The sequence below is a fragment of the Polaribacter sp. WD7 genome (genome assembly GCF_003335085.1).
GTDB lineage: Bacteria > Bacteroidota > Bacteroidia > Flavobacteriales > Flavobacteriaceae > Polaribacter.
This window is the reverse complement of record NZ_QPEJ01000016.1, coordinates 45,482-58,054: the sequence shown is the minus strand read 5'-3', so window position 1 is coordinate 58,054 and position 12,573 is coordinate 45,482. Positions and strand designations below refer to the sequence as shown.

The 12,573-nt window shown below is 32.2% G+C and carries 10 protein-coding genes; 9 read left to right on the top strand and 1 reads right to left on the bottom strand.

Going from position 1 to position 12,573, the window contains the following annotated elements:
- Window positions 1-22 precede the first annotated feature (22 nt).
- From purU to DUT90_RS04245, 8 genes are all read left to right on the top strand, one after another.
- On the top strand, window positions 23-892 hold the full coding sequence (purU, locus tag DUT90_RS04290; protein WP_114425731.1) for a formyltetrahydrofolate deformylase: 870 nt from the start codon (window positions 23-25) through the stop codon (window positions 890-892).
- An 81-nt stretch (window positions 893-973) separates the two neighbouring features.
- On the top strand, window positions 974-1,582 hold the full coding sequence (locus DUT90_RS04285) for a fumarylacetoacetate hydrolase family protein (RefSeq protein WP_114425729.1): 609 nt from the start codon (window positions 974-976) through the stop codon (window positions 1,580-1,582).
- A 632-nt stretch (window positions 1,583-2,214) separates the two neighbouring features.
- Entirely contained in the window at window positions 2,215-3,456 is a 1,242-nt protein-coding gene (locus DUT90_RS04270; protein ID WP_114425723.1) for a competence/damage-inducible protein A, read from the top strand.
- Between the two features lie 88 nt (window positions 3,457-3,544).
- Window positions 3,545-3,784, top strand: coding sequence for a 50S ribosomal protein L28 (gene rpmB / locus DUT90_RS04265; protein WP_114425721.1), 240 nt, complete (start codon window positions 3,545-3,547; stop codon window positions 3,782-3,784).
- Window positions 3,785-3,812: 28 nt separating this feature from the next.
- Window positions 3,813-3,995, top strand: a complete 183-nt coding sequence (gene rpmG / locus DUT90_RS04260; protein WP_015480565.1) for a 50S ribosomal protein L33 — start codon at window positions 3,813-3,815, stop codon at window positions 3,993-3,995.
- A 51-nt stretch (window positions 3,996-4,046) separates the two neighbouring features.
- Window positions 4,047-4,199, top strand: a complete 153-nt coding sequence (locus tag DUT90_RS04255; RefSeq protein ID WP_114425719.1) for a DUF4295 domain-containing protein — start codon at window positions 4,047-4,049, stop codon at window positions 4,197-4,199.
- Between the two features lie 260 nt (window positions 4,200-4,459).
- The gene (gene ftsY / locus DUT90_RS04250; protein WP_114425717.1) at window positions 4,460-5,413 is read left to right on the top strand and encodes a signal recognition particle-docking protein FtsY; all 954 of its coding nucleotides are present in this window, start codon (window positions 4,460-4,462) and stop codon (window positions 5,411-5,413) included.
- An 89-nt stretch (window positions 5,414-5,502) separates the two neighbouring features.
- The gene (locus DUT90_RS04245; RefSeq protein ID WP_114425715.1) at window positions 5,503-7,149 is read left to right on the top strand and encodes an amidase family protein; all 1,647 of its coding nucleotides are present in this window, start codon (window positions 5,503-5,505) and stop codon (window positions 7,147-7,149) included.
- A 56-nt stretch (window positions 7,150-7,205) separates the two neighbouring features.
- Here DUT90_RS04245 and DUT90_RS04240 read toward each other — a convergent pair whose 3' ends face one another.
- Window positions 7,206-9,776 carry an ATP-dependent Clp protease ATP-binding subunit gene (locus tag DUT90_RS04240; RefSeq protein ID WP_114425713.1) on the bottom strand — a complete coding sequence of 857 codons (2,571 nt, stop codon included), beginning with the start codon at window positions 9,774-9,776 and terminating at the stop codon, window positions 7,206-7,208.
- Window positions 9,777-10,048: 272 nt separating this feature from the next.
- Here DUT90_RS04240 and gyrA point away from each other — a divergent pair, with 272 nt between their 5' ends.
- Complete coding sequence (gene gyrA, locus DUT90_RS04235) at window positions 10,049-12,553, top strand: DNA gyrase subunit A (protein WP_114425711.1); 2,505 nt, start codon at window positions 10,049-10,051, stop codon at window positions 12,551-12,553.
- The last annotated feature ends 20 nt before the right edge of the window (window positions 12,554-12,573 follow it).

The following is a 12,573-nucleotide window of genomic DNA, read 5'->3' as shown; positions in this document are numbered from 1 at the left end:
CATCAACCATCAACTAAATAAAATGAAATCACAAGTAGTAACTTTTTTAATAAAATGTCCAGATCAGAAAGGATTGGTAGCTAAAATTACTAATTTCTTTTATAAAGAAGGGTTTAATATTTTAAGTTGTCAGCAATATGTAAATTCAGTAGAGAATACTTATTTTATGCGTATTCGACTAAATGCAGACGGAACAAATATTTCCAAGAAACAATTAGAAAAAAGCTTTTTAGCTTTAGCTGAACCGTTGCAATTTAAGTGGTCTGTTAACTACGGAGATAAACAACAAAATGTGGCAATAATGGTGTCTCATACCAGTCATAATTTATATGATTTGTTAGAGCGTTATAAAGAAGGAAGGCTAAATTGTAATGTAAAAATGGTAATTAGTAACCATGATAAATTAAGATACGTTGCAGACATGTTTAACGTGCCTTATTATCATTTACCAGTTACAAAAGACACCAAAAAAGATCAAGAAGCACAGGTTAAAAAACTTTTAGAGGCTAATGAGGTTGATTTGGTGGTGATGGCAAGATATATGCAAATTTTATCTTCAGAGTTTATACATCATTTTAAAGATAAAATAATAAATATACATCATTCGTTTTTACCAGCATTTCAAGGAGCAAATCCATATAAAAGAGCGTATGAAAGAGGTGTAAAATTAATTGGAGCAACAGCACATTACGCAACTGAAGATTTAGATGAAGGTCCAATTATAGAGCAAGATGTAAAACCAGTAACGCATGAAAGTACCACGCAAACCCTTAAAAGAATTGGTGCTGATATTGAAAAATTAGTTTTGGCAACCGCAGTTAAATGCCATTTAAATAATCAAATTATTGTATCAGGAAATAGAGCAATTGTTTTTCCGGAAGCAGGAGAATAAAAAGAATTACGAATGAATAATTACGAATTAAAATCTGGAATATAATTTTCGTAATTCGTAATTTAAAATTAGTAATTAAATATGAAAATAATCTGTATTGGGCGCAATTACGCAAAACATATAGAAGAATTAGCGAATGAAAGACCTGAGCACCCTGTGGTATTTTTAAAACCAGACTCGGCAATTTTACCCAAAAAAAATCCATTTTTTATTCCTCCTTTTTCAGACGATGTTCATTACGAAGTTGAGATTTTGGTAAAAATTAATAAAGTAGGGAAGCATATCGATACTAAATTTGCACATAAATATTACGATGAAATTGGTTTAGGAATCGATTTTACAGCAAGAGATGTGCAGCAAAAATGTAAAGAAAAAGGATTGCCCTGGGAAAAAGCAAAAGCGTTTGACGGAAGTGCGGTAGTGGGAGAGTTTTATGCTAAAGAACAATTCGATTTAGAGAATCTAAAATTTCAATTATTTAAAAATGATGAACTTGTTCAAGACGGAAACACCAATGCGATGCTGTGGAAGATTGATGAGTTGATTGCATATGTATCTCAATATTTTACATTAAAAAAAGGCGATCTTATTTTTACAGGTACACCAGCAGGAGTAGGTAAAGTTTCCGAAAATAATGTATTAAAAGGTCTCATAGAAGGCAGAGAAGCTTTTCAGGTTAAAGTAAAATAATTTTGCTTAGTTTTCTAATTCAAATTGTAACCTCAGTTTTTATAGGTGTTTGTTTTGTGTATTTGGCAAAAAGGTATCAAAAAAATGAGATTCAATATTTCATTTTTGGATTCTTACTTTGTTTTGGAATAAGAGTAGGATATTTATTTGTATACGGTTACTTTAATAATTTTACAATAACACAAAGTTACTCAGAACATAAAAGTTTTTCAATTTTAGTAAGTATTATTGTTTCTTACATAGTTTTTACACTAATAAGAAAAAGAATAAAGAAAAAAAATACAGCATCTTTAGATATTAATGAAATAGGCAAGTAAGTTGGAGTATCTTTTATATATTTTTATATTTTATATTGGTTTTTATTTTTACAGACTTGCTGAAAATTACGAGAAAAATAAATGGTTATTCGGTATATCAGGTGTAATTACTTTCGTAATAAGTTACTTTATATCTCTAATACTTTACAACTTTTTTTTATTAGTAGATGTTGATAATGGAAACTACACTAATATTAAATTCATGTCATTTATAACGGGTTTAATCTTTGTGTTTTTATCATTTCAAATATTAAATTTTATGTGGAAAAAGAAAAAGAAAATAAAACATAAAGAAGTAGACGAAATAGGAAAACAATGAAAGCAGAAATTATAACGATTGGAGATGAGATTTTAATCGGTCAAATTGTAGACACCAACTCTCAATTTATTGGTCAACAATTAAACAAAATAGGGGTTTCTGTTTATCAAATTACCTCTATTCAAGATGACAAACAACATATTTTAAACGCATTACAAGAAGCTCAAGAAAGGGTAGATATTGTTATTGTAACAGGTGGTTTAGGTCCAACAAAAGATGATATCACCAAAAAAACAATAGCCCAATTTTTTAATGACGATAAATTCATTCAATATCCAGAAGTAATTGCACATATAAAAGGATTGTTCAAAAAGATGAATCATCCTTTTAAAGAAATTCAAAAATATCAAGCAGAATTACCTTCTAAAGCAACATTATTAATGAATCATTTTGGTACCGCACCAGGAATGTGGTTTTATGAAAATGAAACTGTCTTTGTATCACTTCCAGGAGTTCCTTATGAAATGAAAGGGTTAATTACGAATCAAGTTTTACCAAGAATTCAGCAGCAATTTAAACTACCTTTTATTATTCATAAAACAATAATGACTTACGGACAAGGAGAAAGCACTATTGCGGAAAGAATTGAGGCATTTGAAGACAATTTACCACCACACATTAAATTAGCCTATTTACCCTCTTTTGGTAAAGTTCGTTTGCGTTTATCCGCCAAAGGCGATAATAAAGAGGCTTTAGAACAAGAGTTGCAACAAAAAATTGATGCAGTATACCAACTAATTCCAGAAATTATAACAGGTTTAGACGATGATAGCTCTCTAGAAAAAAGAGTAGGAGTCTTGTTGCAAAAGAAACACAAAACAATTTGTACAGCAGAAAGCCTAACTGGGGGTAAAATAGCAGCCACTTTAGTTTCTATAGCAGGTTCTTCTGCCTATTTTAAAGGAAGCTTTGTTGCCTATTCAGCAGAAGCAAAAAAAGAAATGCTCAACGTGTCTTTAAATACTATAGCAAAACACAGCACAGTTAGCGCAGAAGTTGCACTAGAAATGGCAAAAGGAGCACAAAAAAAACTAAAAACAGATTATGCCATTGCTGTAACTGGAAATGCAGGTCCTACATCAGATAGTAATGATAAAAGTTTAGGTACAGTATATATAGCCTTGGTATCACATACAAAAGAGATTGTAGAAGCCTTTAATTTTGGACAACCAAGAGAAAAAGTAATTCACAGAACAGTAAGCAAATCATTAGAAATTTTACAAAGAGAAATACTATAAAAATTTTTAAAATACTTTTGTTCAGAATTAGAATTATTTGTAGATTTGCACCTCGTTTAGAGATAACACTATAAATACTGTCAAGAAGATGTCTAGAGTTTGTGAATTAACAGGAAAAAAAGCAATGGTTGGGAACAACGTTTCTCACGCTTTAAATAGAACAAAAAGAAAGTTTGACGCTAATTTAATGACAAAGCGTTTTTACATTCCAGAAGAAGATAAATGGATTACTTTAAAAGTATCTGCATCTGCTTTAAAAAATATTAACAAGAAAGGAATTTCTGCAGTTATAAAAGAAGCAAGAGCTAAAGGATTTTTAACAAAATAATAGCTCAAGCTTATAAAATTATACAGAGATGGCAAAAAAAGGTAATAGAGTTCAAGTAATTTTAGAGTGTACAGAGCACAAGGCTTCAGGTCAAGCAGGTACATCAAGATACATTACAACTAAGAACAAGAAGAACACTCCAGACAGATTAGAGATTAAGAAATTTAATCCTATCTTAAAGAAAATGACTGTTCACAAAGAAATTAAATAATTAAACTATCTAGAACTCAGAACAGAGCACATAGATTAAAACATTTAGACAATGGCAAAGAAATCAGTAGCATCGTTACAAACAGGATCAAAAAGATTAAGTAAAGCTATAAAAATGGTAAAATCTCCAAAAACAGGAGCTTACATGTTTGTAGAAGCAATTATGGATCCTTCACAGGTTAACGACTTTTTAGCAAAAAAGTAAAACCTTACTATACAATATATTAAAGCTACTTTCTTTTTGAGAGTAGCTTTTTTTATGTGCAACAATTCCGTATTTTTGGGCGTTCCCTTTTAGGTCGCGCTTTCGGCAGTCGCTTTTTTTGTGCAAAATTCCATTTTGCCCAAAAAAGAGCTCCAACAAAGCCTCAATCCCTAACGCGAGCAATTTTAATGACAATCTGACCTAACCAAACCTATGGCATACTTTTTAGAGTATTTCATACAAGACTATAAATATAAAAAATGAGTTTTTTCAAAAAAATATTTTCAAAGGAGAAAAAAGAAACTTTAGATAAAGGATTAGAAAAATCTAAAGAAAGTTTTTTTGGTAAATTAACAAAAGCTGTTGCAGGTAAATCTAAAGTAGATGAGGATGTTTTAGATAATTTAGAAGAAGTTTTAGTAGCCTCAGATGTTGGGGTAGCTACAACCCTAAAAATTATTGAAAGAATAGAAGAACGAGTAGCAAAAGATAAATATGTTGGTACAGACGAATTAAATAAAATTCTAAGAGAAGAGATTGCAGGTTTACTCTCTAAAACAAATGTAGGTAATGAAACCGAATTTACCATACCAGAGCATAAAAAGCCATATGTACTAATGGTAGTTGGTGTAAACGGAGTAGGTAAAACGACCACTATAGGTAAGCTAGCAGCTCAGTTTAAAAAACAAGGTTTAAAAGTGGTATTAGGTGCTGCAGATACTTTTAGGGCAGCAGCCATAGATCAGTTGCAAGTTTGGGCAGACAGAACAGAAGTACCTATCATTCGTCAAGAAATGGGGTCAGACCCTGCTTCGGTTGCGTTTGATACCTTAACATCTGCAGTAAACCAAAATGCAGATGTGGTTATTATAGACACAGCAGGTCGTTTGCATAATAAAGTAAACTTAATGAACGAGTTGACCAAAATTAAACGTGTTATGCAAAAAGTAGTAGCAGAAGCACCACATGATGTTTTATTGGTTTTAGACGGTTCTACAGGTCAAAATGCTTTTGAACAAGCCAAACAATTTACCAAAGCAACAGAGGTTACTTCGCTTGCAGTTACCAAGCTAGATGGTACAGCAAAAGGAGGGGTGGTTATTGGTATTTCAGACCAATTTCAAATTCCTGTTAAATACATAGGTGTAGGAGAAGGTATTGATGATTTACAAGTGTTTAATAAAGTAGAATTCGTAGACTCTTTTTTTAAGTAATAAACAATTATACAAAAAGTAAAAAACACCTTTTTAAATTTTAAAAAGGTGTTTTTTGTTTCTTATCTTTGAGAGTAAATACAACTCTCATGAAAAAAATAATAGTACTCTTTAGTTTTTTTATCATTATAATCTCTTGTCAAACAAAAGAAAAATTACCGCCGGTAGTCTTTGAAAAATATGACGAGAGTAAAGATATAGAGCAGCAACAAGATCATGAAAACCCAAGAATGAAATTTGTACTGTTTCAGTCTAAAGTTTTAGATCTTAATACAATTTTTAAACCTTTTGAAGAAGATTTGGCTTATTTTTCTGAACAAGATTATCAAAGCTTAAAACCACTTGTTTTAGAACAAGACATTCCATCGCTTCAAAAAAGCATTACAGAAGGAAAATTGAATTATGAAAAACTAACATTATTCTACTTGTATAGAATTAGAAAGTTTGAAAACGATCCTAAAAAATCATTAAATGCTATCATATCATTAAACCCCAATGTAATTAAAGAAGCAAGGGAGTTGGATAAAAATAAAAAAGAGGTTTCTAAATTTTCAATATACGGTATGCCAATTTTGTTAAAAGATAATATCAATACAAAAGGGATGCCTACTACTGCAGGTGCTTTAGCACTTAAACAAAATAATATAACAGACGATGCCTTTATTGTAAAACAATTAAAAGAAAATAACGCTTTAATTTTAGGGAAAGTAAATTTAAGTGAGTGGGCATACTATTTTTGTTCGGGGTGTCCTTTAGGGTACTCTGCTGTTGGTGGTCAAACTCTAAATCCTTACGGAAGAGCAAAATTTGAAACAGGAGGTAGTTCATCAGGAAGTGGTGTTGCTGTTGCGGCAAACTATGCAGTTGCTGCTGTAGGTACAGAAACATCAGGCTCAATAACCTCTCCATCAAGTCAAAATTCAGTGGTAGGTCTTAAGCCAACTATTGGGGTTTTAAGCAGAAGTGGAATTGTACCCATTTCAACTACATTAGATACACCTGGTCCTATGACCAAATCAGTCATTGATAATGCCATTTTCGTAGACGCTATGTTAGGGTATGATACTAGTGATGCTGCTTCAAAAGAAATTAAAGAATCGTATTTAGGAGATGGATTTCAGCGCCAGTTGCAAGGTGTAAAATTGGGAGTTTTAAAACCCATTTTAACAGATTCTATTTACGCATTAAATATAGAATTATTAAAGAAAACAGGAGCAGAAATTGTTGAAATTACTCCTCCAGAAATATCGTTTAATGGATTTTTAACCCTCCTTAATATTGATATGAAATACGACTTACCTAAATATTTAGCAAACAGTGCAGATAAGGCAGTAACTGTTAAGAGTGTAAAGGAAGTAGTAGATTTTAACTTAAAAGATAGTTTGTTAAGAGCACCTTATGGGCAACAGCTATTTGATGGAATAGTGAAAGATGAGACAACATTAGAAGAGTTAGAAATTGTAAAAGAAAATTTAAAAGGTGAAGGAGAAAAATATTTAGCATCGTTAAACAATGAAAATTTAGACGCTATCTTATCTATTAACAATTACCATTCAGGAATAGCAGCCGTATCTAAATACCCAACCTTAACCGTTCCAATGGGATACAAAAAAACGGGTGAACCTATAAGTTTAACCTTTATTGGGAAACCGCTGTCTGAAAGAAGATTATTAGAGATTGGTTATCTTTTTGAGCAGCTTACAAAAAGCAGAAAGTTGCCAGAAAATTACAAATAAAATCAAAAAAAAATCCCAAACAATTGTTTGGGATTTTTTTTTTAGTATAAAGAATTTTAGGACTCTTTCTCTGTTTCAGTTCTGCTTTCTGGTTTCTTTTCACCTTTTTGAATCTGTATGGTCAACTCGTTAGTTTTCTCATTCAAGTCCATGGTGATTGTATCTCCCTCAGAAAGTTTAGAATTTACAATTTCTTCCGCCAGCGCATCTTCAATATATTTTTGAATAGCTCTTTTTAAAGGTCTTGCACCATATTTCTTATCAAAACCTTTATCAGCTATATAATCTTTAGCGGTATCGCTTAAATGCAATGTGTAACCTAAATCAGAAATTCTAGATAACAATTTATCCAATTCGATATCTATAATAGAATGGATGTCAGCACGCTCAAGAGCGTTAAATACAATAACATCATCAATTCTATTTAAAAATTCAGGAGCAAAAGACTTTTTTAAGGCACTTTCAATCACAGACTTAGCATGAGCATCAGCTTGTTCTTTTTTAGAAGCTGTACCAAAACCTACACCGCCTCCAAAGTCTTTCAATTGTCTTGCGCCAATGTTAGAAGTCATGATGATTATGGTGTTTCTAAAATCAATTTTTCTACCCAAACTATCTGTAATATGGCCATCATCAAGAATCTGTAATAGCATGTTAAAAACATCTGGATGTGCTTTTTCAATTTCATCTAAAAGAACAACAGAATAAGGTTTTCTACGTACTTTCTCTGTCAATTGTCCTCCCTCTTCATAACCTACATAACCTGGAGGGGCTCCAATTAAACGAGAAATGGCAAATTTTTCCATGTATTCACTCATATCTATTCTAATTAAAGAATCTTCAGAATCAAATAATTCTCTTGCCAAAACTTTAGCTAACTGTGTTTTACCAACACCAGTTTGCCCTAAAAATATAAATGAACCAATTGGTTTGTTAGGGTCTTTTAAGCCAACTCTATTTCTTTGTATGGCTTTTACAACCTTAGTTACAGCAATGTCTTGACCAATTACCTTGCCCTTAATCATGCTTGGTAACTCATGTAAGCGATGACTTTCTGCTTCTGCAACTCTGTTTACAGGAATTCCTGTCATCATAGATACAACTTCCGCAACATTATCTTCTGTTACAATTTCTCTATTTAATTTAGAGTCTTGTTCCCATTGGTTTTGTGCAGAGTTTAAAGCAGCTTCCATATTCTTTTCATCATCTCGCAACTTTGCAGCTTCTTCATATTTTTGTCCGTTTACAGCTTTAGTTTTGCGTTCGCGAATCAACTCTAGTTGAGCTTCTAATTCTAAAACTTGTTTAGGGACAACTATGTTGGTAATATGAATACGAGAACCAGCCTCGTCTAAAGCATCAATAGCTTTGTCTGGTAAATACCTGTCTGTCATATACCTATTTGTTAATTTTACACAAGCCTCAATAGCATCATCCGTAAAATCAACATTGTGGTGTTCTTCATATTTAGACTTTATATTGTGTAATATTTGTATGGTTTCTTCAACAGAAGTTGGGTCTACTATCACCTTTTGAAAACGACGCTCTAGTGCTCCGTCTTTTTCAATATTTGTTCTAAATTCGTCTAATGTAGTTGCACCTATACATTGAATCTCACCTCTTGCTAGGGCGGGTTTAAGCATATTAGAAGCATCTAAAGATCCTGTTGCACCTCCAGCACCAACAATGGTATGAATCTCATCTATAAATAAAATGATATCGTCATTTTTTTCTAATTCATTCATTAATGCTTTCATGCGTTCTTCAAACTGACCACGGTATTTTGTACCCGCTACTAGGCTGGCTAAGTCTAAAGAAACAATACGCTTGTCAAACAATATTCTAGAAACTTTTCTATCTACAATACGCAAAGCTAAACCTTCTGCAATGGCAGATTTACCCACACCAGGTTCTCCAATTAACATTGGATTGTTCTTTTTTCTACGACTCAAAATTTGAGAAACGCGCTCTATTTCTTTTTGACGACCAACAACAGGGTCTAACCTTCCTTCTTCGGCTAAAGCCGTTAAATCTCTACCAAAATTATCTAACACTGGTGTTTTAGATTTTTTAGCTGTTTTTCCTTTTTGAGATTGTTCAAAAGGGCTCGATTTTTCTGAAGCGAACTCATCATCAGAAGGTGTTTCTGCAATAGGGTTTGTTGGTAAATCTGTATCTACTTCGTCTACATGCAATTGTTTATATAAAGCTTTGGCTTCATCATAATTTACATGATATTTATGAATTAACTTTGTAGTTGGATCATTTTCATTTCTTAAAACACATAATAATAAATGTGCTGTGTCTATGGCATCACTTTGATATAATTTAGCTTCTAAAAAAGTAGTTTTTAGTGCTTTTTCTGCTTGTCTTGTTAGTCGTAAACTTGGTTTGTCTACAGCTTCTATCAAAGTAGGATTTGCAGGATTTAATTGCTCTAGTTTTTTACGTAATAAAGTTAAATCAACATCAAATGCTGTTAATATCTCTATTGCTTTCCCTTCTCCTTTTCTTATCAAACCTAACAAAAGGTGCTCAGTTCCTATAAATTCATGACCTAAACGTAAAGCTTCTTCTTTACTGAAGGTAATCACATCTCTTACTTTTGGTGAAAAATTATCGTCCATATTTCTTTCTTTCTATATTGATGTATATAAATGTAGTCCTTTTTTTGTTGTTTCATTACAAAAAAAGTGCCAGTACAAAATAGACTGACAGTTTGACTGCACTACTAATATATAAAAATGTAGAAATTCAGCCATATAAAATGCTGTTAAAAATTATCAAAAAATGTTGATAACTCTAGTCAATTCCTCTTCTTAAAATCTTTGTAAAAACATGTGAAAATAGTATCTTGCCTTGTTTTAAAAAAAGTGAAATAATCTAACTTAATTAATATATGGCAGACGGAGAAAAGTTAATTCCGATTAACATTGAAGAGCAGATGAAATCTGCATACATCGATTACTCGATGTCAGTGATAGTTTCAAGAGCATTACCAGACGTAAGAGATGGACTAAAACCAGTTCACAGAAGAGTTTTGTATGGTATGCACGAATTAGGGATTAAAGCAACTGGAGCGTATAAAAAATCAGCAAGAATTGTAGGTGAGGTTTTAGGTAAATATCACCCACATGGAGATACTTCTGTTTACGATTCTATGGTACGTATGGCTCAAGATTGGAGTGTACGTTATTTAATGGTAGACGGCCAAGGAAATTTTGGTTCTGTAGATGGAGATTCTCCAGCTGCAATGCGTTATACTGAGGTGAGAATGCAAAAAATATCAGAAGAGATGTTATCTGATATCGAGAAAGATACTGTAGATCACACCTTAAATTTTGATGATACTTTACAAGAACCAACAGTTTTACCAACACGTATTCCTAATTTATTGGTTAATGGTGCTTCAGGTATTGCTGTAGGTATGGCAACTAATATGGCTCCTCATAACTTAACTGAGGTTATCAATGGTACTGTAGCTTACATTGATAATAGAGATATTGAAATTGACGAGTTAATGCAGCACGTTAAAGCTCCAGACTTTCCTACGGGAGGAATCATTTATGGTTATGATGGTGTAAGAGATGCTTTTCATACGGGTAGAGGACGTATTGTAATGCGTGCTAAAGCCAATATAGAAGAGGTTAAGGGAAGAGAATGTATCATTGTTACTGAAATTCCGTATCAAGTAAACAAAGCAGATATGATTAAAAAAACTGCTGACTTGGTAAATGAAAAAAAATTAGAAGGTATTTCTAATATTAGAGATGAGTCTGATAGAAACGGTATGCGTATTGTGTATATTTTAAAGCGAGATGCAATACCTAATATTGTTTTAAATAAACTGTTTAAATACACACAATTACAGACGTCATTTAGTGTAAATAATATTGCATTGGTAAAAGGAAGACCAGAGCAGTTGAATTTAAAACAATTAATTCATCATTTTGTTGATCATAGACATGAGGTTGTTGTAAGAAGAACTGAATTTGAATTAAAGAAAGCAGAAGCCAGAGCACACATTTTAGAAGGTTTAATCATAGCTTCAGATAATATCGACGAAGTTATTGCCCTAATTAGGGGTTCTAAAAATGCAGATGAAGCTCGTGAAAAATTGATAGAACGTTTTGAATTGACAGAAATTCAGGCTAAAGCAATTGTAGAGATGCGTTTACGTCAATTAACAGGATTAGAACAAGATAAATTGCGTGCTGAATATGAAGAAATTATGTTAACTATTTCTAATTTGAAAGATATTTTGGCTAATGAACCTAGACGTTATCAAATCATTAAAGATGAATTACTTCATATAAAAGAAAAATATGGAGATGAGCGTAGATCTACGATAGAATATGCTGGGGGAGATATGCGTATTGAAGATATGATTCCTGATACAAAGGTAGTTGTTACCATTTCTAATGCAGGGTATTTAAAACGAACAAATCTTGATGAATATAAAGTTCAGAATAGAGGTGGAAGAGGACAAAAAGGAGCTACGACTAGAAACGAAGATTTCTTAGAACATTTATTTGTGGGTACAAACCACCAATACATGTTATTCTTTACTCAAAAAGGAAAAGTATTTTGGATGCGGGTTTACGAAATTCCAGAGGGAGGTAAAAACACAAAAGGAAGAGCTATTCAAAACTTGATTAACATTGAGCAAGATGATAAAGTTAAAGCCTTTTTGGTAACTCAAGACTTAAAAGATGAAGCATATGTAAATAGCCATTATGTAATTATGGCAACTAAAAAAGGTCAAGTTAAAAAAACTTCTTTAGAACAATATTCTCGTCCTAGAACTAATGGTATCAATGCTATTACCATTAAAGAAGGAGATGAGTTGTTAGAAGCGAAATTAACAACTGGAGATAGTCAAGTAATGTTAGCGTTAGCATCAGGTAAAGCCATTAGGTTTGAAGAGGCAAAAACAAGACCTATGGGAAGAACAGCATCTGGTGTTAGAGGAATTACGCTGCAAAATGAAAGTGATGAAGTAATAGGTATGGTTGCTGTAAACGATATGGAAAGCAATATCTTAGTTGTTTCTGAAAAAGGTTACGGGAAACGATCTGATTTAGAGGATTATAGAATTACTAATAGAGGAGGTAAAGGTGTAAAAACGTTAAATATTTCTGAAAAAACAGGTAATTTAGTGGCAATTAAAAATGTAGATGATTCTAATGATTTGATGATAATTAATAAATCTGGCTTAACGATTCGTATGGCAGTAGAAGATCTACGTGTTATGGGACGTGCAACACAAGGAGTTAAATTAATCAACATTAAAGATGAAGATAGTATTGCAGCTGTAGCTAAGGTTGTTCATGAGGATGCTCAAGATGAAGAAATAGAAAATGGCACAGAAATTGAAAACAACACTAACGAAACTCAAGAATAACAATTAATAATTAATACAAA